Source organism: Pseudomonas sp. B21-048, from assembly GCF_024748615.1.
In the GTDB taxonomy this organism is placed as follows: Bacteria; Pseudomonadota; Gammaproteobacteria; order Pseudomonadales; family Pseudomonadaceae; genus Aquipseudomonas.
In genome coordinates this window covers 2,249,926-2,272,122 of the sequence record NZ_CP087168.1, presented here as the reverse complement: position 1 = coordinate 2,272,122, position 22,197 = coordinate 2,249,926, and the positions used below count along the sequence as shown (strand labels likewise).

At 58.3% G+C, this 22,197-nt stretch carries 23 protein-coding genes and 2 pseudogenes; 17 read left to right on the top strand and 8 right to left on the bottom strand.

Annotation, left to right across the window (positions count from 1 at the left end):
- Positions 1 to 45 precede the first annotated feature (45 nt).
- The 3 genes from LOY56_RS10615 to LOY56_RS10605 form a co-directional block, all read right to left on the bottom strand.
- The gene (locus tag LOY56_RS10615) at positions 46 to 675 is read right to left on the bottom strand and encodes a PQQ-binding-like beta-propeller repeat protein (protein WP_258621608.1); all 630 of its coding nucleotides are present in this window, start codon (positions 673 to 675) and stop codon (positions 46 to 48) included.
- Positions 676 to 725: 50 nt separating this feature from the next.
- Complete coding sequence (locus LOY56_RS10610; protein WP_258621607.1) at positions 726 to 1,946, bottom strand: helix-turn-helix domain-containing protein; 1,221 nt, start codon at positions 1,944 to 1,946, stop codon at positions 726 to 728.
- Between the two features lie 108 nt (positions 1,947 to 2,054).
- Positions 2,055 to 2,909 (bottom strand): LysR family transcriptional regulator, encoded by an 855-nt coding sequence (locus LOY56_RS10605; protein ID WP_258621605.1) that lies wholly within the window; start codon positions 2,907 to 2,909, stop codon positions 2,055 to 2,057.
- Positions 2,910 to 3,003: 94 nt separating this feature from the next.
- Between LOY56_RS10605 and LOY56_RS10600 the strand changes: the two genes are divergently transcribed.
- From LOY56_RS10600 to LOY56_RS10585, 4 genes are all read left to right on the top strand, one after another.
- Positions 3,004 to 3,645 carry an FMN-dependent NADH-azoreductase gene (locus tag LOY56_RS10600; protein ID WP_258621603.1) on the top strand — a complete coding sequence of 214 codons (642 nt, stop codon included), beginning with the start codon at positions 3,004 to 3,006 and terminating at the stop codon, positions 3,643 to 3,645.
- Positions 3,646 to 4,226: 581 nt separating this feature from the next.
- Positions 4,227 to 4,607, top strand: coding sequence for a RidA family protein (locus LOY56_RS10595; RefSeq protein WP_258621601.1), 381 nt, complete (start codon positions 4,227 to 4,229; stop codon positions 4,605 to 4,607).
- A 196-nt stretch (positions 4,608 to 4,803) separates the two neighbouring features.
- Positions 4,804 to 5,034: a hypothetical protein gene (locus LOY56_RS10590; protein ID WP_258621599.1), complete on the top strand. Its 231-nt coding sequence runs from the start codon at positions 4,804 to 4,806 to the stop codon at positions 5,032 to 5,034.
- A gap of 64 nt (positions 5,035 to 5,098) precedes the next feature.
- Entirely contained in the window at positions 5,099 to 6,490 is a 1,392-nt protein-coding gene (locus tag LOY56_RS10585) for a hypothetical protein (protein WP_258621597.1), read from the top strand.
- Between the two features lie 454 nt (positions 6,491 to 6,944).
- Here the strand turns inward: LOY56_RS10585 and LOY56_RS10580 are convergent, their stop codons facing one another.
- Entirely contained in the window at positions 6,945 to 7,460 is a 516-nt protein-coding gene (locus tag LOY56_RS10580; RefSeq protein WP_258621595.1) for a DUF2938 domain-containing protein, read from the bottom strand.
- 79 nt (positions 7,461 to 7,539) lie between these two features.
- Between LOY56_RS10580 and LOY56_RS10575 the strand changes: the two genes are divergently transcribed.
- Positions 7,540 to 7,980: a helix-turn-helix domain-containing protein gene (locus LOY56_RS10575; protein WP_258621593.1), complete on the top strand. Its 441-nt coding sequence runs from the start codon at positions 7,540 to 7,542 to the stop codon at positions 7,978 to 7,980.
- Between the two features lie 48 nt (positions 7,981 to 8,028).
- Positions 8,029 to 8,478: pseudogene (locus tag LOY56_RS10570) on the top strand (transposase); the annotation flags it as partial.
- A gap of 66 nt (positions 8,479 to 8,544) precedes the next feature.
- On the opposite strand, the gene LOY56_RS10565 reads toward LOY56_RS10570, so the two are convergent.
- The gene (locus LOY56_RS10565; RefSeq protein WP_258622604.1) at positions 8,545 to 9,528 is read right to left on the bottom strand and encodes a GlxA family transcriptional regulator; all 984 of its coding nucleotides are present in this window, start codon (positions 9,526 to 9,528) and stop codon (positions 8,545 to 8,547) included.
- Between the two features lie 231 nt (positions 9,529 to 9,759).
- On the opposite strand from LOY56_RS10565, the gene LOY56_RS10560 reads away from it, so the two are divergent.
- The 5 genes from LOY56_RS10560 (at position 9,760) to phnE (LOY56_RS10540) (ending at position 13,449) form a co-directional block, all read left to right on the top strand.
- Entirely contained in the window at positions 9,760 to 9,975 is a 216-nt protein-coding gene (locus tag LOY56_RS10560; protein WP_258621591.1) for a hypothetical protein, read from the top strand.
- 243 nt (positions 9,976 to 10,218) lie between these two features.
- Positions 10,219 to 11,070: a putative selenate ABC transporter substrate-binding protein gene (locus LOY56_RS10555; RefSeq protein WP_095053402.1), complete on the top strand. Its 852-nt coding sequence runs from the start codon at positions 10,219 to 10,221 to the stop codon at positions 11,068 to 11,070.
- A complete protein-coding gene (locus tag LOY56_RS10550; protein WP_258621588.1) occupies positions 11,067 to 11,864 on the top strand; it encodes a phosphonate ABC transporter ATP-binding protein in 798 nt (265 codons plus the stop codon). The genes LOY56_RS10555 and LOY56_RS10550 overlap by 4 nt, the downstream gene beginning before the upstream one ends.
- A complete protein-coding gene (phnE, locus tag LOY56_RS10545; protein ID WP_258621587.1) occupies positions 11,858 to 12,685 on the top strand; it encodes a phosphonate ABC transporter, permease protein PhnE in 828 nt (275 codons plus the stop codon). The genes LOY56_RS10550 and phnE (LOY56_RS10545) overlap by 7 nt, the downstream gene beginning before the upstream one ends.
- Positions 12,682 to 13,449 (top strand): phosphonate ABC transporter, permease protein PhnE, encoded by a 768-nt coding sequence (gene phnE / locus LOY56_RS10540; RefSeq protein WP_258621585.1) that lies wholly within the window; start codon positions 12,682 to 12,684, stop codon positions 13,447 to 13,449. Before phnE (LOY56_RS10545) ends, phnE (LOY56_RS10540) begins: the two co-directional genes overlap by 4 nt.
- A 164-nt stretch (positions 13,450 to 13,613) precedes the next feature.
- Here phnE (LOY56_RS10540) and LOY56_RS10535 read toward each other — a convergent pair whose 3' ends face one another.
- Positions 13,614 to 14,519, bottom strand: a complete 906-nt coding sequence (locus LOY56_RS10535; RefSeq protein ID WP_258621583.1) for a helix-turn-helix transcriptional regulator — start codon at positions 14,517 to 14,519, stop codon at positions 13,614 to 13,616.
- A 141-nt stretch (positions 14,520 to 14,660) separates the two neighbouring features.
- On the opposite strand from LOY56_RS10535, the gene LOY56_RS10530 reads away from it, so the two are divergent.
- The 5 genes from LOY56_RS10530 (at position 14,661) to LOY56_RS10510 (ending at position 18,253) form a co-directional block, all read left to right on the top strand.
- Positions 14,661 to 14,888, top strand: coding sequence for a hypothetical protein (locus LOY56_RS10530; protein WP_258621582.1), 228 nt, complete (start codon positions 14,661 to 14,663; stop codon positions 14,886 to 14,888).
- A gap of 62 nt (positions 14,889 to 14,950) precedes the next feature.
- The gene (locus LOY56_RS10525; protein WP_258621580.1) at positions 14,951 to 16,153 is read left to right on the top strand and encodes an MFS transporter; all 1,203 of its coding nucleotides are present in this window, start codon (positions 14,951 to 14,953) and stop codon (positions 16,151 to 16,153) included.
- Between the two features lie 351 nt (positions 16,154 to 16,504).
- Complete coding sequence (locus tag LOY56_RS10520; protein WP_258621578.1) at positions 16,505 to 17,281, top strand: nucleotidyltransferase domain-containing protein; 777 nt, start codon at positions 16,505 to 16,507, stop codon at positions 17,279 to 17,281.
- Between the two features lie 80 nt (positions 17,282 to 17,361).
- Positions 17,362 to 17,751, top strand: coding sequence for a GFA family protein (locus LOY56_RS10515; RefSeq protein ID WP_258621576.1), 390 nt, complete (start codon positions 17,362 to 17,364; stop codon positions 17,749 to 17,751).
- A 100-nt stretch (positions 17,752 to 17,851) separates the two neighbouring features.
- On the top strand, positions 17,852 to 18,253 hold the full coding sequence (locus tag LOY56_RS10510; protein WP_258621574.1) for a hypothetical protein: 402 nt from the start codon (positions 17,852 to 17,854) through the stop codon (positions 18,251 to 18,253).
- A 105-nt stretch (positions 18,254 to 18,358) separates the two neighbouring features.
- Here LOY56_RS10510 and ligD read toward each other — a convergent pair whose 3' ends face one another.
- Positions 18,359 to 20,983: a DNA ligase D gene (gene ligD / locus LOY56_RS10505; RefSeq protein ID WP_258621573.1), complete on the bottom strand. Its 2,625-nt coding sequence runs from the start codon at positions 20,981 to 20,983 to the stop codon at positions 18,359 to 18,361.
- 131 nt (positions 20,984 to 21,114) lie between these two features.
- On the opposite strand from ligD, the pseudogene LOY56_RS10500 reads away from it, so the two are divergent.
- Positions 21,115 to 21,264: pseudogene (locus LOY56_RS10500) on the top strand (cupin domain-containing protein); the annotation flags it as partial.
- 93 nt (positions 21,265 to 21,357) lie between these two features.
- Here LOY56_RS10500 and LOY56_RS10495 read toward each other — a convergent pair.
- The gene (locus LOY56_RS10495) at positions 21,358 to 22,128 is read right to left on the bottom strand and encodes a tellurite resistance TerB family protein (RefSeq protein WP_258621571.1); all 771 of its coding nucleotides are present in this window, start codon (positions 22,126 to 22,128) and stop codon (positions 21,358 to 21,360) included.
- Positions 22,129 to 22,197: the final 69 nt, after the last annotated feature.

Below are 22,197 nucleotides of genomic sequence, written 5' to 3'. Positions count from 1 at the left end.
TTTTTTCTGGGCGGGTTGCGGCCCGATACCCGCCCCCCACGCTTATTAAGGCCGGCGCACCGCTCTCACCTTCCCGCTGTTGCCGCCACCACAGAAAAACCGGTCGCGGTCATCGAACTCAAGGCCGGAGACCCCGACGCCTGCCGGCATCTGGATGCTCTCCAGCACCTCGCCCGTTGCCGTATCGACTCGCCGCAACTCGCTCTCATCCCCTTCCCAGGTGCCGTGCCACAGATCGCCCTCGACCCAGGTCACCCCGGTGACGAAACGGTTGGATTCGAGGGTGCGCAGCACTGCCCCGGTCTGGGGATCGACCTGATGAATTTTGCGCTCGCGATATTCACCGACCCAGAGCGTCCCTTCGGCCCAGGCCAGCCCCGAGTCGCCACCGCCGCCGGGCGCGGGGATGGTGGAGAGCACACGCCCGGTGTGCGGGTCGATTTTCTGGATGCGATCCTCGGCGATCTGAAACAGGTGCTGGCCGTCGAAGGCGGTGCCGGCATGGGCGGCGACATCGATCGAGCGCAGCGTCTTGCCGCTCGCAGGATCGAGAGCGTTGAGTTTGTCGCCGGAGGCAAACCAGACCTGCTGGCCGTCATGGGTGACGCCGTGCACGCTGTCGACGCCTGGAAAGGGTCCGTATTCGCGGATGATTTCGGCCGTTGAATGTTTCATGTCTTGCTCCTCGTTCACTGACTGCATTCACTGGGTGGGTGAAGTGGATGCTAGTCATTGGGCAGCAACCCTGTGAGTAACAATACCGTCGCGAATCCCGGAACCGGCGGGGTCATCCAGCGACGGGCGCGGCCGTGACCGAATGATTGCACCTTGCCGGCAGCCGCCAGGGTGTCAAGGGCCCGTTGCACGGTGCGCTGACTGGCGCCAAGCGCTAACGCCAAGGCCGAACTTGACCACGATTCGCCGTCAGCGAGGAAGGCGAGCAGCGTCGCATGCGGCTCTTCGACCGGCCGCGCCAGCACCACGACGTCATGCGCAACGTGCGGCACCAGCGCAAACCCTCGCGGGGTCGCGACGACATCGGCGATCAAGTGCAACGCCGCGCGCAACCGCCCGAGTTCGACGCGCAAGCGCGCGCGATGGGAGTCATCCGCGACTTTCATCCGAAAGGCTCGCGCAATCAGCGTCTCCCTCGGCACGTCGGCGGGCCACGCTTCACCCAGCGCCTGGGCGAGCGCAAATAGCACCGGACGCCGGGCGAGTGAAACCGACGAGCCTGCGTCGCGCACGACATACCGGCATGCGTCCACGACCAGTGTGGGGGATGCCAATAACGCTTCAATTTCATCCAGCAGCAGCGGCCGTTCCTGACCACCGACAATCAGTCGCGCCGCCGGTGTGTCGAGGATGCGGGCGGCGCTTTCGACCTCTGCCGTCAACGCGGGGATAGCGGCGTGTTGTGCGGCACGCTCGGCCCGTTCGAGTGCAGCGCGCGCCGTTTTTGTTTGCAGGCGACGCATTGCGATACCCGCCACGACCAGTTCGTAGGCTGCCCTCGATGTGGGTGGTAACGGCGTCGGATCGAGTTCGGCGAGCCGGTGTTCGGCCTCGCCGAGGTGCCCGATCAGCAGCAAGCGGCGGATCTCGAGGTACCGCGCATGAGCGGCATTGACCCAGTCGCCGTGCGCCTGAAGCGTCGCCCGCGCGGCGTCGAGTGCCTTGGTTGGCCAGTTCAGGTCCCGCGAGGCGAGCGCGATTTCGGCTTCGGCGACGACACACCGCGCCCGGGCCAGGGCCTCCTTCGGCCCGAAGGCACGTGCGGCGCTGCGCACCAGCGCCTTCGCGCGCACAAGGTCGCCCAGCTGCGCCATCGCGATGCCGCGAAGCGCGAGGGCTGGCGCGTCGTCGCGCAAGGCGATGCGGTTCAGCGCGCCGAGGGGATCACCCGCCGCGAGCGCACGGGCCGCCGCCGTGATCAGCGAATCCATCTGAAGCGCGCCACCTGTCATCCCCCACCGTCCGATGCCCGCTGATCAGTCTATCTCACGAAGCCGTCATGCGATCTGTAGCAGCTGTCGAGTGCTGCCTCGAAATGCTCAAGCCCTTCGCGTGGAGCAATACTCCACAATGAGCTGAGAGAGCGCTGCCACGATCGCCTGATCCGCTTCAGCAGAGGTAAACAACCGAAACTGCGCATCCGGCAAATCCGGCAACCCTTGCTCCGCACCCAGCGCCGCCAGTCCCTGCCCCAATTGACTGACCGTCATCGGCGCCACCGCGAAACCAGCCAACGCCGCCGCTCGCAACCCGGCGGAGCTGGTGCAGGACATCGCCGTGCGTTGGGCGATCCCCGCCCGAGCCAGCCGCCTCAACGCTATCTCACGATAAGGACAGGGCTCAGGAAACAGCGCCAACGGCAACGGTGTCGGTAACCGGGTGACGGGTTGTGCCGACCAGGCCCACACCAGCGGTTCTTGCCACAGTAGCAACCCTGCTTCGCTGGTTTCGCACAGAGAACCGATGACCAACTCAAGATCGCCTTGCTTCATCAGGTTCAGCAACGTGCCAGGAATGCCCACCTGCACATCGATTTCCATGCCCGGGTACTGCGCCGCAAAATCCTGAAAACCCCGCAGCAATCGCGGTTCGACAAAATCCTCCGACACCCCGATCCGCACCCGCCCGTGAAACGGCGTGCGCGTCAGTTGCGCCCAGGCATCACGGTTCAGCGCGAGGATCGTCCGCGCATAAGCGATCAGGCGCTCGCCATCGGGCGTCAAATGCTGGGAGCGGGTCGTACGCTTCAACAGCGGTTTACCGACCTGTTCTTCCAGTCGCCGCAAATGACCGCTGACCGCAGATTGGGTCAGGTGCAGTTTTTCGGCTGCGCGACTGAAACCTTCTTCATCGACGACCGTGACAAATGTTTTGAGCAGCAGAGCATCGAACATAGTTTTATACGTGATCAATAACTAATTTATTCACGATTTATATTCCAGATACAACTATGTTGCAATGCGTCCATCTCACCCATCCGAGGCACCCATGACCACCCTTCTGCATATCGAATGTTCCCCGCGCAAACAGCGGTCGGCCTCCCTTGAAGTCGCCCGCAGCTTCATTACGCGCTATCAAGAAAACACCTCAGCTACCGAAATCATCACCCTCGATATTTGGAACATGGTTTTGCCGGAATTCGACGAACTGGCAATGGATGCCAAATACGCCGGGCTCAATGGCACGCCCTTGACCCCGGCGCAGCAAGACGCCTGGAACACCTTGAAAGATCTTGCCGCGCACCTGCATCGCGCGGACGTGCTGGTAATGTCCGTGCCGCTGTGGAATTTCAGCATTCCGTACAAACTCAAACACTTCATCGACCTGGTGTCGCAGAAAGACATCCTGTTCAGCTTCGACCCGGAACGCGGTCTGCAAGGCATGCTGCATAACAAAACCGCCGTGGTGATGTACGCCCGCGGCCTGGATTTTTCGGCGCAGTCAATCACGCCGGCGGAGCGCTTCGACTTTCAGAAGCCCTACGTGGAAGCCTGGCTGCAATTTATCGGCGTGAGTGATGTGCACTCGGTGATTGTCGAGAAAACCATCCTGGGGGAAGACGTTGACCTTGGTACGCGTAAGGCCGCGATCCAGCAGGCCATGAGGCTGGCAGATAGTCTCGTTGGTTGACGCTTCAAGTGTTCTCGCTGGTTGATCCCGTTAAGCAAAAAAATGGGCGATCTCTAGAGATTAATGCCAATCAGTTAAGTAATTTCAGCCGCGACGCATTTCCTTGTAGCAGCTGCCGAAGGCTGCGTTCGGCTGCGAAGCAGTCGTGAATTCGGCTAACGCGGTCCACCTGACGCACCGCAGTGGCTGATTTTACGACTGCTACGCAGCCGAACGCAGGCTTCGCCAGCTGCTACAGATAGCATTGCAGCTTAATTGACGGGCATTACCCCCAAGCTGTCCTGTTCGGCCTGACAAGCCAGCCACGTGCAAAACAGATCCAGTTTCTTATTGTGTTCCGGACTTCGCTTCGCAACATAGGCGTAGTCACTTTGGTGAAAACCGAACGGTGCCAGTAAACGGCCAAGACGAATGTCGTCGGCCACCAGATGGCAAAACCAGCATTCAGCTGTAGCAGCTACAGAGAGTGCGTTACAGTTGAAAATGATTAACTTATCGGCATCAGGGCTTGGCTGATCTGGCCCGCTGCCAGCCGCCCCATACACAACCGCCCTCTCACCCCCTCAAGCAAGAGATCCCCCATGGCAAACCGCGACCTCACCTTCCTGCCCGACCCAGACCCGGAATCCATCTCCTCCGACGTCGCCGGTTTCGGCGGCCTGCTGGTCTCCACTCAAATCCCCACCCGCGCCGACGGCAGCCTGGAGCTGGGGAGCATCACCCTGCAGAGTGAATGCACCCTGCAAGCGCTCAAGGTTGCGCTGGAATTAGCCGGCAGCTCCATGGACCGGGTTCTGCACCTGACCATCTACCTCACCGACATGGCCGACCGCGCCGCTTTCAACGAGGTCTACAAGCGCTTCTTCGCCAAGCCCTGGCCGGTTCGCGCCGCCGTTGGCGTGGCGTCCCTGGCGGTCGATGGGATGCGCGTGGAAGTGACCGCGATGGCGGCCAAGGGCTGAGTCCACGGACTTGTCCGGTGGCGCTGCTCCAGCGAGCGGCTGCCACCGGGCACCACACATTCCCTTTCACCGACACAGTTCCATACCGGCTGTCCGCCAGGCTCCGCGCAAGCTGGCGAAGTCTTTACGCCTGACTAAACTCCCCAGCGCTGTGACTTCCGTACTTGCAAGGCATTTATAGATAAGGAGATCTATCGTGCGCAGCCCTGCCCATGACGCAAGCCTGAAAAAACCATCCCTCTCCTACGGCATTTGCTCCCCTCCCCCGGTGGTCAGCAGCATCCAGGACGTCTCGGTGTCGGTGATCTGGCAGAACCTTCAGCCAAGCGATGTCTTGGCAATGCTCTCGGGTATCGACGTTCCCACCACCGGAGTCTTCATCGACTATCAGCAAAAGGTCGACCAGAACGGTCCGTTCACGCGCTGAAGCAGCCTGACTACCCCCCCGACAGCAGGTATATACCGTCGGTTGAGGCCAAATGGAACAGTGGATGAAAAATCTCGGTCTTGGAATTCTGCTTGCCGCTGCATCGTTGGCAGCACATGCGCAATGTACTTTTCCCGCATCGGCAAGTTCCGCTTACGATCCAGCCATGAGCGCCATTCATTTACCTTGGCGTACTGACTTGCCAGGCACTCCTGGAACCCCCGTATTTGCCTGGCAAGAGGTCAGGTTCGAATCCAGTTGGCGCGACTACATGGCTGCGTTTCTTGAAGAGATTCGGGCCAGTGGCATCCGCATCGACCAACGCCGACTTACGATGAATCCAAAAGCAGAATGGTGGATCGTTCCATGGATGGACTACAGCCTCAATGGTCGTGAACGTCTCAACGGCCTGACCGCTGAACGCGGCCCGGACCGGGGGGACCTTTCGAAAACCTCAGGCGATAACATTCAGACGTGGGCGGTGGGTTGGTATAACCGCCCTGGCGCGTACGCGATTGGCGAGATTTTCAAGAATCCTTGCAATCCTCAGATTCCAGCGACTTTTGCTTTTCCCGCTCAATCTGCCTCATTCAAATTCCTCTTCACCACCGCGGATGTCGAGCAAGTGTCGTACCTCGAAGGCTCACCTGAGATCGATGCCTACATAAACCCGAAGGATGATCCGCATGGTGAACGGGATGGAGTCGATGGCCGAACACCAAGGCCAATGCGACTGCTGCAAGTCGACATCGCGGTAAAAGACCCGAACGCGAAGGACACCGGATGGGTGATGGGGACTTTTGTCTGGCGAAAACCTGCAAACCCAAAGGCTTTCAAAGGCGATTGGCTGCTCGATAATCTGGTTCCCGTCGGTCTCATGTGGGGGAATGATCCAGGTGAACTGGATCCGGCCTGGAACAAAACCACCGCCATTAGCCAGAGCCAAATCAACCAAGAGCTCCGCGGTGTGGTCTGGGCCGCTTCCGAAGCCGATTGGCCACAGCGTCCATACCCGGGTTTTCAGGGGCGTCTTAATGGCCCGGCAGATAATCCTCGCTCATCATGCCTTGCGTGCCACGCGGCCGCTCAGTGGCGTCGCGACCAGCCCTTGGTGGACTCATTCAAGTTAGATAAAAGTTTCTCGGAGGAGAAAGTCCGAGCCCACGTCAGCAAGTTCTTCATGAATACCCAAGGCGGAATTCGGCATTCAGGTTCCAAGGTGGGTAACCCGCTCGACTACTCACTGCAACTCGAAGCGGCATTCGATCGAATTTGCCGGGCCTGCAGCGATCAGAAACTCCAGGCCAAGACCCCGGACATTTGCAAAGTGCCGCAGGTCCGTAACCGCGGCACAATCGTGACACGAGACACTTGTGAGGCGTCACCGGCAGTCAATTTTCTCAAGCTATTCATAAAACCCGAGGCACTTAGCGAGACGCCCAACCCGCGACAGTAAGAGACGGATAACAGGCCTATCAAACGGCCCCCGGGCCCCACTGGCATGCCGCTTCCTGAGCGCGGGCAGCCGATGCCTGCTGCAAACGCTCCTGTGTGGGTGGATTCTGCTTGTAGTTCGCAGTCCTCGCCGAGAAGCAACTTGCCCTTTGACTGTTGATTGATAAACAGCACTAATCTGAGAGCCAAAAACTCGCCGACTGTCAGTTTTGGACCGATTCTGTTGAAAAAGTCGGTTCTTCCAGACTGCCCGCATACTGACTGCTGAAAACGCCTTTTTTGCGTGCCGCTACGCGCAATCTGAGCCCGGAATCCTCTGCTCAATGTAAAGATTTCAATCTCAAGTGCGTACTTTTCTACCGTGGAAACCATGGCCGACTTTTTCAACAGAATCGGCCAGAAACAGACACTCAGAACTTACGCCTCCCTGAGCACTACCGCTGCCCCAAAGGCACTCAACTTAGGCATAACGATGCCGGAAAGAGCAGCATCAACAGCCATCCCGCCACAAAAAGCCCCAGTCCGAACGTCAGATGCGCAGTGACGCTTCTGCGCCTTGCCACGCTCGGTGCCGCTGTCTTCGACGCGGCAACGCCGAAACCGAACGCGGGCTGCATGATGAAGAAAGGCGCAATCACACTGACTAACCCCATCACCAGCGCAGGCACCAGCGTGGGGTTGCAGATCCAGGCAAGCCCTTTCGCACCGATCAGCACCATCGCGAAAACAATGCCCGTGACGTAATGGAACACCCACCCCATCAGGCGTTCATTCCTGACATGAGCCGCCGTCATGATCGAGGCGTGACGAAACCGCCCTTGCAACATGTGGCCCAGCCAACGACCGACCAGGCCATAGTCAAACGACGCCAGGCCAAACACTCGTGCTTGAATAAAAGCCGATACGTCCATGATCAGCGTGGCCCCCATTCCAACAAACAGAATGCGCAGTGCTGTCTCGGCTGTTCCCATGGTATTTCTCCTTGCCTTGAACCTGTTTTGGCGGTTTGATCCGAGCAGTCTGCAGGTTCAAGTCGACTTGAGGTCAAGCATGAAAGAGCTGGATATTGGTGAGGTGGCACGACGTTCCGGTCTACCGGCTTCAACGCTGCGCTACTACGAAGAGAAAGGTATTATCAGCTCGATAGGCCGTCGTGGACTGAGTCGCGTGTTTCGTGCCGATGTACTCCAGCGATTGTCCTTGATCGCGCTCGGGCAGTCGGCAGAGTTTTCACTGGACGATCTCGTCGCCATGCTTGACGCAGACGGTCAGCCTGACATTGATCGCCAGCGACTTAACGAAAAGGCAGACGAACTGGACCGTACCATCAAGCGACTCAGCTCCGTACGCGACGAGCTTCGTCGCGTAGCGTCCTGCCCTGCTCCTCGTCACGTTGAATGCTCAAAGTTTCAGAAAATGCTGAACGCCATCGGGACGGGGGATATCAAGAGAAAAACTGGAAAAGGCGACCTGCGCAGACGTGGATCGTAAAAAGGAGACGCGCCTGTTTTGGATCGATAGCGCAACCCTCTCGGACAATGGGACAACACTGAGCGCAAGAACGACAGCTTTTCGAGTAACGATTTCCACTGGAATGAAGAGGCCGAGGAATACCGCTGCCCAGCCGGCAACGTATTACGCAGCGAATGGCGAGCCTTCAAAAACGAGCGTTCGCACGTCACAAAAGCCAACACCATCATCTTCCGATCCAGACAGACCGACTGCGCAACGTGTCCGATGAAAGCCAAGTGCTGCCCGAACACTTCGATTCGCAAGATCGTCCGCTGCGTCCATGAAGCCGCTCGTGATGTGGCTCGACGCATCGCGGCGACGCCGGAGTACGTGCGCTCTCGCCACGAACGTAAGAAGGTCGAAATGTTGTTTGCCCACCTCAAGCGCATCCTGAAACTGGATCGCTTGCGACTACGTGGCATGAATGGTGCCTCCGAAGATGGTTCTCCGGTGATGGCCGTGCCTGAGTTCAGCTGATCTGAAAATCCGATTTTTTCAACAGAATCGACCGGTAACGGACTCTTGGTAAACCGACGGATACTTTTACTTTACCAGCCGCTTTTCCTTGGAAGGTCTGTAGCCGAAGTACGAGCTATAGCACTTGCTGAAATGACTGGGCGACACAAAGCCACAGGCAACCAGCACGTCTACCTGTGACAGCTCTGTGTGCTGGAGAAGTCGACGCGCTTCGGTGATGCGCAGCTCCATGTAATATCGCTGCGGCGTTGTCCCGAGCTGCTCCTTGAACAGGCGTTCGAGTTGTCGCCGGGAACGGCCGGCGTAGACCGCCAATTGCTCCAGCTCCAGCGGCTCTTCTAGGTTGGCATCCATCAGCTTGACCACCTCTCGCAGCGGCGCGCTCACACAGATATTTTCAGCCGGTTTGATGCGCCGATAACGAGACTCTTCGAAAGCAAGAATGTCCTCGATACCCTCGACCAGGGCTTTATCGTGCAGTTCCTTGATCCAGTCCAACGCCATATGAAATGCCCCAGAGGGACTGGACGCGGTAAGCCGGTCTCGATCGATGACATAGGGCTCACTGGTGACATGCGTCGCCTTGGAGATTTCCGCGAGTGCGGGACGATGTTCGGGGTGAATGGCGCAACGGTATCCATCGAGCAAGCCAGCGCTGCCCAGGAACCATGCACCATTCCACAACCCGGCCAGACTGACACCGTGGTCTGCTGCCATTCGCAACAGGCTGATCAACTCATCAGTCGCCTTCAGTTCTGTCCTGTAGCCGCCGCAAATCACCAGCAGGTCCAGGTTGTGAATGGCTGAAGAATCGATACGGGCATCGGGCCGAATGACCAGGCCCAGATCGCTGACGACCTCCCCCTCATTCAAGCCGAACGTTCGGGAAGAGAACAAGCCGGGGCGCAGAAGATTGGCGGTGACAATCGTATCCAGCGCTTGCGTGAACGCCGGCAGCGAGAAATGCTCGAGCAGCAAAAAGCCCACCCGAATCATTCGAGCAGGCTCGCCAGGGTTTTCATTCAGATAGCGGAGGTTTTTCCCCTTCATGCCCCCGCTGAATTGACGTCGTTCGATCAATGTTCGACCCACTCGGTTACGTTAACCAACCTGTCATTAGGTGCGCTGATAAAGCGTCATGCTAACGGCAAAAGCTCAAAAAGCCCTAACGCCATTATGCGACTGATCAGGCCAGTTGAAAGCCGTGACGAAGCGGGTCTTTATCATCGAACTCCCTCCATACCGTTGAATCCAATGTGTAGGCCAATGGAGGTGAACGAAATGAACAATGATGACCGTGTTAATGACGACGAATCAGAAACGACCTCGAACGTCCCGCCTACCGATACGTCTGACAAACCCGTCGATGGAGTGGAAGGAGCCCTTGAGGACAACGACACTGAAGATTTGGAGCAAATTCGAAAGCAGGAGCAGGAGGCTGAAGAGCTCCGTCGAAAAGTAGATGAGATAGAACGGAAGGTGGCGGACGGTAATTAGCAGAATGCCGCAAGGGCGAGAGACATCATGATGCAGAGGTTGGCCGAGGGTGATGCCACAAACGTGGTTTTGCGCTTCGATAATTGACCGTTTTGGATTGAGGACTCAACCGGTCGATGCAAGAGATTGCAATTGGGCCAAAACCGGTCAATATCGCTCCATTTCGTCTACCCTCTCAAAGCGCCAGGCAGCCATCAGCGTGTGCGCCTCGACATTCTTTCGTTAATACACCGGAGATTTTCCATGCTCAAGCGCACCCTGGCATTGGCCGTCGGCTTGACCCTGTCTTTTTGCACCCTGCTGACGCAGGCCGCCGATACGCTGAAAGTCAGCGCGATTCCCGATGAAGCCCCGACCGAACTGCTGCGCAAGTTCAAGCCACTTGGCGCCTATCTGGAACAACAGTTGGGCATGAAGGTCGAGTTCGTGCCTGTGAGCGACTATCCGGCCGTGGTCGAAGCGCTGGCCACCGATCGAATCGATCTGGCCTGGCTGGGCGGCTTCACGTTCGTGCAGGCACGCCTGAAAACCGGCAATGCCATTCCACTCGTGCAGCGCGAACAGGACGCCCAATTCACCAGCAAATTCATCACCGCCGACCCTGCCGTCAAGTCCCTCGCCGATCTCAAGGGCAAGACCTTTGCATTCGGCTCGGTGTCCTCCACGTCGGGCAGTCTTATGCCGCGCTACTTTATGCTCAAGGACGGCATCAAGCCTGAAACCTACTTTAGTCGCGTAGGCTACTCCGGCGCCCATGACGCCACTGTCGCCTGGGTCCAGGCCGGCAAGGTGGACGCCGGGGTACTGAACGCCAGCGTGTGGGAAAAACTGGTCGCTGCCGGCAAGGTCGACACCACCAAGGTCAAAGTGTTTGCGACCACCCCGGCCTACTTCGACTACAACTGGACAGTGCGCGGGACCCTCGATCCCGCGCTGGCGGCCAAGATAAAGGCAGCCTTCCTGGCCCTCGATCCGGCGAAGCCTGCGGACAAGGAGATTCTGGATTTGCAGGCCGCCAGCCGATTCATCGAAACCAAGCCTGAGAACTACAAGGGCATCGAGGAAGCCGCCCTCGCCGCCGAACTGCTCAAATGACATTGCGTCTGACCCAGGTCAGCCTTACCCACGCCAACGGCGTCCATGCGCTGCGTGGCGTGGACCTGCACATCGGTGCAAGCGAACAGGTGGCCATCATCGGCCCGTCCGGCGCCGGTAAGTCGAGCCTGCTCAATCTGCTGGCCACCGCCCTGCGACCGGGCAGCGGCGAGCTGCAAGTGCTCGGCGAGCGAGCCTGGCAGCTTTCTGCCCGTCAGCGTCAGCGTCTGCGCGCCCGCATCGGTCTGATCCATCAGTCACCTCCTCTGCCACCGCGCCAGCGCGTGGTCACTGCGGTTCTGGCGGGAAAACTGGGTCAGTGGGGGCTGGGCAAGAGCCTGCTGAACCTGCTGCATCCACTGGATATTCCGGGCGCACGCGCGGCATTGGCCAGGCTGGACCTGAGTGACAAGTTATTCGCGCAATGCCAGCAACTGTCCGGCGGACAGCTGCAGCGCGTGGGCATTGCCCGCGTGCTGTACCAAGCGCCCGAGGTGTTGCTGGCTGATGAGCCGGTATCGGCCATGGACCCCGTGTTGGCCCAGCACACGCTTTCGGTGCTCTGTCGCCATGCCCGGCAGCACAACGTCACCCTGGTCGCCAGCCTGCATGCGGTGGAGCTGGCCCTGGCGCACTTTTCGCGCATCATCGGCTTGCGTGATGGACAGATCCTGTTCGACCTTCAGGCCAGCGAAGTCGACCGAGAGTTGCTGGACAAGCTCTACGCCAACGAACAGTTGCTGTCCCCACCGATTGCTCCGGCGCCCTTGAGTGTGCAGATTCCCCGATGCTGACCCGTGATACCCGAGATCCCGCCACCCGGCCTCGCCTGCTGCTCACCTTGCTGGCCCTTGCCTTGCTGTGGCCGGGCATCCACTTCAGCGAGCTGGACCTCAGCGTATTGGTGGCGAGTGACAGTCAGAGCGAGATGGGCCGGTTTGTATCTGCCTTCTGGCCACCGGCCCATGACGAAGAGTTCATTGAGCTGCTGTTGCAAGCCACCCTGCAGACCCTGGCCATCGCCACGGCCGGCATGGCCCTGGCGTTGCTATTGGCAGTCCCTGCCAGCCTGTTGGCCAGCCGTGCTCTGTCGCTGTCTGCTGCTTCCCGTGCCGGCCACCCGAGCTATTGGGGCCAACTGTTGCGCTGGCCTGTACGCGGTTTACTGATCTTCCTGCGCAGCGTGCCGGAAATCGTCTGGGCCCTGTTGTTCGTGCGCGCCGTCGGCCTCGGCCCGACGGCCGGGGTGCTGGCCATTGCCATTACCTACAGCGGCATGTTGGGCAAGGTCTACGCGGAAATTTTCGAGTCGGTCGACCAGCGCCCGGCCCACGCGCTACTGCAATCGGGCAGCGGTCGGCTCGCAGCCTTTTGCTACGGGATCCTGCCCAATGTCGCGGCGGAGCTGCTGTCATACACGGTGTACCGCTGGGAATGTGCCATCCGCGCCTCGGTGGTGATGGGTTTTGTCGGTGCCGGCGGTCTGGGCCAGCAAATGGATCTGTCGTTGCGCATGTTCGCCGGCGGTGAAGTGGCCAGTTTGCTACTGACGTTCCTCGTACTGGTGCTGCTCGCCGATCAACTCAGCCGCCTGCTGCGCTGGAGGCTGGCATGAATCGCCTGATCAACCTGGCACTGCTGCTCTGCATCGGTGCAACGGTGGTCGCCTCGTTCAGCTATCTGGGCATCGACCTCGGCGAACTCGGCAGTACCGGCAACCTGCATCATATGGGTGCTTATGCGCAGCGATTTCTCAGCCCGGACCTGAGCTCCGGCCATCTGCAAGCCATCGGCCACGGCGCCATGGAAACCATTGCCATGTCCGCTCTTGGCACCCTGCTCGCGGCGGTATTCGGCCTGCTATTGGCATTGCCCGCGGCCGGGCGCTTCGGCTGGCCACTGCAGAGCGCGTCGCGCCTGGTGCTCAACGCCTTGCGCGCGGTTCCGGAACTGGTGTGGGCTGCACTGATGGTCCTTGCCGCCGGTCTCGGTCCCAATGCCGGTACCCTGGCACTGGCCCTGCACACCACTGGCGTGCTCGGTCGGCTGTTCGCCGAAGCGTTGGAAAACACCCCACCAGAACCCGCCGAAGCCATCCGCCTGCAGGGCGGCAATGCCGTGTGGGCTTTCTGCTATGGCACCCTGCCCAACCTGTTTCCACAGCTACTGGCCTACATCCTGTACCGCTGGGAAAACAATATCCGCATGGCCAGCGTGCTCGGCTTCGTCGGTGCCGGTGGTTTGGGGCAAATGCTTTATGTCAGCCTCAGCCTGTTCCAGGAAGCTCAAGCCAGCACGATTATTCTGGCCATGTTGTTACTGGTATTCGCCGTCGATACCTTGAGCAGTTGGAGCCGTCAACGTTGGGTCAAGGCTTGACTCTTTTCGCAAAGCAGATGTATCTGCAAAGGCACTAAGGATTGAGAACAGCAGCCCTCAAGCAGCGGCGCAATTATGGCAGCGGCCCGTTGATTTGCGCCGAGCGCATGGCATAACAAACTACACACCAGCAAGTCCCGCAACACTCTCAAACATGTGAAACCTCATACTCCAGGAAGTCGCACACTGGAATTACAGTTGTCATTATTCTCAAGGCCATCAAACTTGACTTCCACTCCCTCCTGCAGCCATTTCTCAAAATCAGAAACCGTCGTCCCTTGATCTATAGGCGCGTAGTATACAAGTCGCAAGTGCCTATCGACATCAATTGTTAATGTCGTATGCTCCAATATGACATCGCCAAATGACTCGATCGAAAGATGTCGAATACCTTGGCACGGCCCATGAACATCCTGTTTTGACCACCAGCCTTTAAACTCCGAACTCGTTTTCTCAAGCGCCTGTACCAATGACGCGACATCGCTTTCTTTCGAGGCGTGCACGTAATCCCTACGAAAACTGGAAAGCATCTGGATCGCCTGGTCGTCCCAAGGGCTGAAAAGTGACCTCATACGCTCATCGGTAAACAGCATCCACACTATATTCCGATGCTCAGACGGTTTATCTGAAAAGCTGAAAACTTTGTCTGCTGCGGGATTCCAGGCAAGAACATCCCAACGAAGATTCAGAACATAGGCGGGCCGCAAAGGAAGATCCGCTAGCAGGCGGTTTACAATTTTTGGGACTACGCACCATGTTTTGCCTTCCTCAGCTGGTGGGCGCTGATGGGAAAGAAGGTAAAGATGCCTGCGCTCTATTGCGTCAAGCTGAAGAACCCGACACAGATTATCTAGAAACGCTGGCGACACACTAATATCTCGCCCCTGTTCGAGCCATGTATACCAAGACAAGCCTACACCTGCCAATGCAGCTACTTCTTCGCGACGCAGGCCAGGCGTTCTGCGTCGTCCAGTGGCCGTTAAACCTGCCTGCGCGGGTGATATACGCTCACGACGGCTGCGCAAAAACTCAGCCAGATCCTGTCGAGTGCGCTCTAAACTCCTTTCCATTATCCAGTTGCTCCTAGTAACACCATAAACAGTAGCCATTGTACTGACTATCAGGTTGTTTAAGAATCCGCTCGCCCCCTTAGAGAGGCCATTCACACCCGTAATGGATTATCGCGGGATTCGCTGCCAGGAGTAGAAAAAATGTATCAGGCACTTTTGCAAGATAAGCTCGAAGCGCAGCACACCTCAGGGCAATATCGGCACTTCACAACTCTAAACAGCATTTGTGCCCGTTATCCCATGGCTCATCTCGCTGATAACGATGACAGCGAAGTCGTAGAGCTTGGTGCAGTAATGATTACCTTGACATGTCCCAACACCAAGACGACCGCGTGGTTCACTGAGTACGACGTAAATCTGGTGATCTGATGAAGTCTGGGGGGGTGCCAGTTTTAATGCCCTCTGCGCTTCGCACAAGGAGTAACTAACTAATGTCAAAAACAATACCGGGGTCGGTTTACCTGATCGCTATTGGCGCCTTTGCCTTAGGGATGGCGTCCTACGTGACCGCGGGGCTGATCCCTATGATCGAGCTTGCCTTTGACGTGCAGGTAGCCGTAGCTGCACAACTGGTCACCGCTTTTACACTGGCTTATGGGGTTGGCTCGCCTGTCTTCGTCGCCCTGCTACCAGCACAACGACAGCGGTTCGGCTTGCTGGTCGCGCTGGCCCTGTTCGTTCTTGCCAATGCGGCAAGCGCTTTGGTAGATAACTTTGCCGTGCTACTGGTTTGTCGCGCCCTGGCAGGTATTGGCGCGGGCGTCTATCTCGCAACAGGCATCGCTGCATCCGCTGCAGTCTCGGCACCCGAACTGAGAGGCAAGTCCATTGCGGTCATCATGGGCGGCATGGCCAGCGGAACGGTTCTTGGGGTGCCTGTCAGCCTGCTACTCGCCGAGCAGTTTGGCTGGCAGATGGCTCTGTGGCTGGTGGCTTTTCTCGGGCTGGTTTCCTGGTTAGGCCTGATCCTCAAGCTACCCGCGATTCCTACTGGTCCGGCGATGCCCATGGGCCGAAAACTTGCCCTGTTGGCGGACAGGAACGTACTGACCATTCTGGTGGTTTCGCTGCTGGCGGCCGTGGCCAGTCTTGGTATGTACACCTTTATGGTTCCGCTGATGACGGACCCGGCCTATGGCGGAGTAGGCAATATAGCGCCCTATCTTTGGGTCTGGGGTCTGGGCGGCGTGGCGGGCAGTTTCCTGGTAGGGCCTCTTGTGGATCGCATAAAGGGGCCGACGCTCACATTTCTGATCTTGATAATCCTCAGCGTTTCGTTGTTTGCGCTACCGGCCGCGGCGGCAGTAACGCCCTGGCTTGCAATGCTCCCGATTGCCTTGTGGGGTGCCGTGGGCTGGGCGCTGCAGGTGCCTCAAAACAATGAATTGATCGCTGCACGTGATCATAAAGGTGATGGAAATCTTGCAGTGGCTCTGAATGAGTCGGCGCTCTATCTGGGTAGCGCCTTGGGTGCCGCAGCGGGGGGCTTCATATTGCTCCTGCAAATGCCGGGCTGGTCATTGGCCGTCAGCGCAGGAGCGGTATCCGTTATCGCAGCTATCGTGCAAGTCCTGCATTTACGCAACAGGAAAATGCACGCTGTTAACGCCGCGACCGGCATTTCTGCTCAGTAAAAAAAGACCGCAACTTCGTAGTTAATTCGGGTGCCGCGTGATTGGCACCTGCTCGGTAGGTGCAAGCCCGCCGAGAAGCCGAACGCCATCGCGATTGGGAGCGCCAACAGGATCGGGCCATGCGGCACCGCTATGAGGACGATCACCGCTACTATCGTCGCTAGTGCGAAACCACGGGATTAATCCGTCTGCAACATGAGTCCTGCTGCGCCAACTTGCGAAACCAGGGACTCAAGCCGGCCCCAAATAGCAGTGCTCGCCCAGGTTGTAGAAATCAGACTGATTCTCAAATCTTCGGACACTATTGGCTCTGTTAAAGTACCTCTCCGAATACAACTCACGGACGGCTTCATGGAACGATTCCATCCTAGTGGCATTGATGCAGACGGATATATCCTCACCGTGCCCAATGTCGAGGTGCAGCCACAGTTTCAGGATTTGCTGGCGGATGTTTGCATGACGCTTACTCGGTCGGAACTTCTGCTGGACGGGATTTATCTTTATGGCAGCGTCGCTAGAGGCAACGCCGTGCCGGGGGTTTGCGACCTGGATCTAACCCTTGTCCTGCATAGCCCTCCTGCACCGCAGGATCTGGAAATGTTGGAGTCGAAAAGACGCACGCTGGAAAGTCGGCATGCCGAAGTCATCAAGATCGATTTCGATATCGGTAGTCGTTCTGAAGTATTGGCGACTGACAATCGATTGAGCTGGGGGTATTGGCTCAAGCATCACTGTCGTTGCATATGGGGAAATGATCTGACCAATCGCTTCGACCGGTTCAAGCCGTCGCGTGATATCGCCATTGCCGTAAATGGTGACTTCGAATCCGTACTGACCCGGTATGCCGATCTTATCGATCAGGCGGCGACTTCGACGCAATCGCTACGCTTGCAACGCGAAGCCTCGCGCAAACTCATCCGGTCAACTCAAGTACTTCGCTCTGAACGGGACTCGATGTGGCCGCACACACTGGAAGAACATGTCGAGCTGTTTATTCAGCATTACCCGTGTATGAGCATGCAGATCTCTTTTTTCTTGTCCCAGGCAAGGAACCCGTGCGCCAAGCCAAAAGAGTTTACGACTCAGCTGCATAGTTTTTTGACCTGGATGGCTTCAGAAACCGGTTGAATCCACAGTCGATAGCAGCCATTCCCCAAACTCCACCCTCCCATTTAAAGTAGCGCGATCAAATCCGGGGAACGATGAACATGGATGGGTTTCACCAAGGTAGCTGCCTCTGCGGGGCGGTGAAGTATCAGGTATCAACTGAGCTGAAAGCCGTCACCCATTGCCATTGCAGCCAATGCCGAAAGGGGCATGGAGCGGCCTTCGCGACGTATGCCAGCGCTCCCAGGTCAGCGGTTTCGATCATGACGAGCGCAGAGACGCTCAAGGGTTATCAGTCGTCCGAAGGCGTAACACGACAGTTCTGTTCCAACTGTGGCTCCTCGCTGTTCTGGTCTGATTCCAAAGGATCGTTCCCAGACTGGATTTCGATCGCGATAGGTACGCTGGATACGCCATTACTGGCTAAAAAGCAGAAACATGCCTGTGTATCCTCGAAAGCGTCCTGGTACGAAATACAAGATCCGCGATAACACAAAGCCGAGGCCAGCAAGCCCGGGCTGTAGACGTCGCGCTCAACGGCACAACAACCCCATGGGCAAACCCGATCATAGCGCTCTATGATTGAACCCCATGACGACCTCTCTTCCGATCCGCCAACCCTGCCCGCCCGGAGCCTGCATCTGCGAGCGTGAGCCGTTGCTGGAAACCCCCGGCGCGGATCTGCGCATCCTGAGCCTGACCCGGTCGGAGGAGAAGCGCTTGATCGAGCGCCTGGAAAATCTTCAGAGCCTCGGCGATCTGGAGCGTCTGCAACGCCGGATGTACGAGCAATTGGGTTTGCGTGTCGAGATCGCTCCGGGCTTCAATGAAGTGCGCACCATGCGCGGCATCAATATCACCCTCGGCGAACTGCCGGGCCTGTGTCGCAAAACCCGACAGTCGATTCCGGCGGCGATTCGCCGCGGGTTGGAGAAGCGCCCGGAGATTGCCTACGAGCTGCTCAATGCCAACGACTTGTTGCGTGATGCCTGACAGTTTGCGCTGTTATCCCGATACGTTCATTTCAAATGCCTGAAAGAGGATCAGCGATCGTACTCAGGCGCCCCGCCCGCCGACGTCAACATGCTGGGGCGCTGGCTATTTTTTCATCCCCACCCGCCGGCGCATTTCGGCGGTAATCGTCTGTCGGGTTTTCTTCAGGTCGGCCCAGGGTTCGTCACCGATTTCGGCCAGGCGCTCATGCACGTTGTGGACATTCCATTGATTACCGCCCTTGAGCTCGGCGACCTCCTCCCGAAAGATCGGCACCGATACTGGAAGCCCTTCGCGGGTGCGCACGGCATAGGCGCAAATAGTGGTAGCGCCCAGGCCGTTGCGCAGGTAGTCGATGAAGATACGCCCAACGCGGTTTTTCGGTCCGGACACCGCAGAAAAACGATCCGGCAGTAATTTGGCCATGTGGCTGACGATCGCGTGGCTGAAGTCCTTGACCTCGTCCCAGCCGTGTTTGCGGGTCAGCGGTACCACCAGGTGAATCCCCTTGCCGCCGCTGGTTTTGAGAAACGCCTTGAGCCCCAGTTCATCCAGCACCGTAAGGGTTAACTGGGTCGCTTCGATCATACTTTTCCAGGGCAGCGCCGGGTCCGGATCGAGATCGAGAACGAAGCGATCAGGTTTATCCAGATCGACTGACGTGGCATTCCAGGTGTGCAGTTCCACCGTGCTCATCTGCACCGCGCCGATCAGGGCTTTGGCGTTGTTGATGATCATCACCGGTTGGCCCGTCAGTGCCTTGTCCAAAGTAATAATCCCCGGAATGGCCAGGCGTTCGGCGTTCTTTTGAAAGAACAGTTCGCCGGCGATCCCGTCCGGCGCGCGCACCAGCGCCACCGGCCGGTCCTTGAGTTGCGGCAGTATCCATTCCGCAACGCTGGCGTAGTACTCCGCCAGTTGCAGCTTGGTGATGCCGCTGCTGGCGTCGATCACCCGGTCCGGGTGCGTGATGCGTACCTTGCCGCTGGCCAGGCCGATTTGCGATGGGGCGACAGTCGACCGGGCAGTTTTTGGCTCGATGGCGTCAGGTTTCTCGGCGACAGATTTGTTCTTCGCCGCAGACTTGGGTGAGGCTGTTTTCGAGGCTGAAGTGTTCACGGTTTTCGGCAGCTCCTCGGTGATTTCTTTGGCCGGCTTGTCATCACGCAAACCATGGAACACGGCGTGGCGCACGGAGCCGTCCTTGGTCATTTCGGCAAAGGCCACTTCCGCCAGCAGCGTAGGTTTGAGCCAATGCACACCCTTGGCTTCAAAACCGCTCGGCGGATTGATCACCGCCGGCTTTTTCGTCTGCAGCGGTTTCAGTTGCTCGTAAATACGCTTGAGGGTCGCCTCGTTGAACCCGGTGCCAACCTTGCCGGCATAGCGCAACTCACCGCTGTCGCGGTCGTGCAACCCCAGCAACAACGCGCCAAAAGCGCTGCGCGCGCCTTTGGGGTCGGTGAAGCCGACCACGACGAATTCCTGCCGATGCTTGCACTTGAGTTTGATCCAGTCACTGGTACGCCGGGACACATAAGGCGAACCCAAGCGTTTACCGATCAGCCCTTCCATCTGCATTTCGCAGGCGCTATTGAGCAAGGCCTCCGGGGATTCGCCAAAGGCATCGGAGAATCGCAACAGCGGATTTTCGTTGGGTTTGAGCACCGTCGCCAACGCCGCTCTGCGCTCCTCGACAGGCACTTCGCGCAAGTCCACGCCATTGAGGTAGGGCAAATCGAACAGGTAGTAAACGATGCTACCGCTACGGCCGGAATCGAACGCGTTTTGCAGCGCCTGAAAATCCGGAACGCCTTGCTCGTTGGCCACCACCATTTCGCCGTCCAGCCAAGCCGATTCCAGGCCCAGTGCTGCCAGTGCCTCCGCTTGCCCGGGCAATTTATGAGTCCAGTCGTGACCATTGCGGGTGAAGAGTTTGACTTCGTCGTGGTCGATGCGCGCCATGACACGGTAGCCGTCGAACTTGATCTCATAGCTCCACTCGCCGCTCGGCGCGGATTCCACCAGCGTTGCCAGTTCAGGTTTGAGCAACTCCGGCAACCTGGCTTTGCGCGCGCCCGTCAGTTGTGTCGACTTTTCCTTGCGCGCCTTGGCCGGGGCTTTTTTGATCGGTTTAGGCTTTTCAGCACCGTGCTTTTTTTCCACGATGGTGCGGTCGCTGAGCACGCTGTCCGGCTCTGCGGCGACCACGTCGTATTCGCTGTCGGGTCTGGCGGCGCTGTCCTGATGCTTGATCAGAAACCACTGCTCCTGCTTGCCCGGCATGTGTGTGCGCACGAGATTCCACAGGCCGCCGAGCTTTTCTCCTTTCAGCTCGAATTTCAGCCGGCCCTGGGTGTACGCCTTGGCCGGATCGTCTTGGGGAATCCACACGCCACGGTCCCAGACGATCACATCGCCGGCGCCATAATGCCCTTCGGGAATGGTGCCCTCGAACGTGGCGTAATCCAGCGGATGGTCTTCGACGTGGATGGCCAGGCGCTTGACCTTGGGATCCAGCGACGGCCCTTTGGGCACGGCCCAACTTTTCAGCGCACCGTCGAGTTCCAGGCGAAAGTCATAGTGCAGGTGGGAGGCGTCATGCTTCTGAATACAGAATTGCAACGCATGATCCTTCACCGTTTTTTTGCCCGAGCGTTTGGCGGCGGCCGGTTCCGAGGTCGCCGAGAAATCGCGCATGCGGTTGTAATCGTCCAGATTCTTGTTCATGGCTGATGCTCGTTGCCGAACGCTGAGTGGGCAGGTTTCTACATCAGCAGAGCGACAGGCCTGGAAGAAAATTCCATCGCCGTTGAAATTACCCGGACAGACGGATCGGTGTTACGGCACTTGCTCGCGGCGTCATTGGCGTGGTTTCTGATCCGCGTGGCGGTCAGTTTTTTGCGGCGTTGAATCAGCTCAAGGTGCCTGAAGACCTGCCTCGGATACTGGATATATCTGACGGCTTCGTCGTTACGTTTCTGCTGACGAAATTACCAGAACACACGTAGGAGCTCTGCCGCAGGCTCGGGCCGCGTTCGGACGATCTTTTGATCTTTGCCATGTTCGAAACCGCTGAAAATCAAAAGATCGCAGGGGAACGCTCAGGCAGCGCCGCCCTTGGCCTGCTGCTCCAGATGGACTTGCAACTCGGGATCGATTTTCAGCGCGGCGGCCAATTCATCCAGATAGTTGCGCTCGGCGTCCTGCTGATCGTCCACCAACATCACGCTGGCCAGGTACATCTCGGCGGCCATGCCCGGGTCCTGGGCGGATTGCGCCACATCGGCGGCATCCAGCGGCCGGGCGACTTCGTCATCGAGCCATTGCTGCAGTTGCGGATCGTCGGTGTGGCGGCCGATTTCGGTGCTGATCATTTGCTTCTCGGTATCGTCGATGCGGCCATCGGCCTTGGCGGCAGCGATCAAGGCACGAAGGATGGCGTGGCTGTGGTCTTCGACTTCCGGGCCGGATAACAGGTCAACGGTGCGCGGCGCCTGTTGTGGTGCCGAAGCCTGGCTGCGTTGCCAGGCCTGATACGCCTGGAATGCCATCATCCCCAAAGAGGCCAACGCCGCATAATTAGTGCCGCCCGAACGTGTCTGGGTCGAATGGCCCGTGGGTGAACCGCCGCCCAGCAGACCACCGAGCAAACCACCCAGGCCTCCGCCGCCCGCCCCGCGCCCTAACAAACCACCCAGCAACCCGCCAAGATCGCCCAAACCACCTTGAGCTGACGCCGCACCGCCACTCTGTTGCGGCTGCGAGCCTTGGCCGGCCCGCAGTAATTGCTCAAGCAAATCGCTGGTATTCATGACGACGTCCTCATCAATGGGCAGAAACTCAGTCAGGCAACGATAGTCCTCGCCCGACATTCCGCCAACGCCGTCTGGCTGACGGCATGTCTACTGCCCTTCGCCTTCACACTCCTGACAGAAACTGAC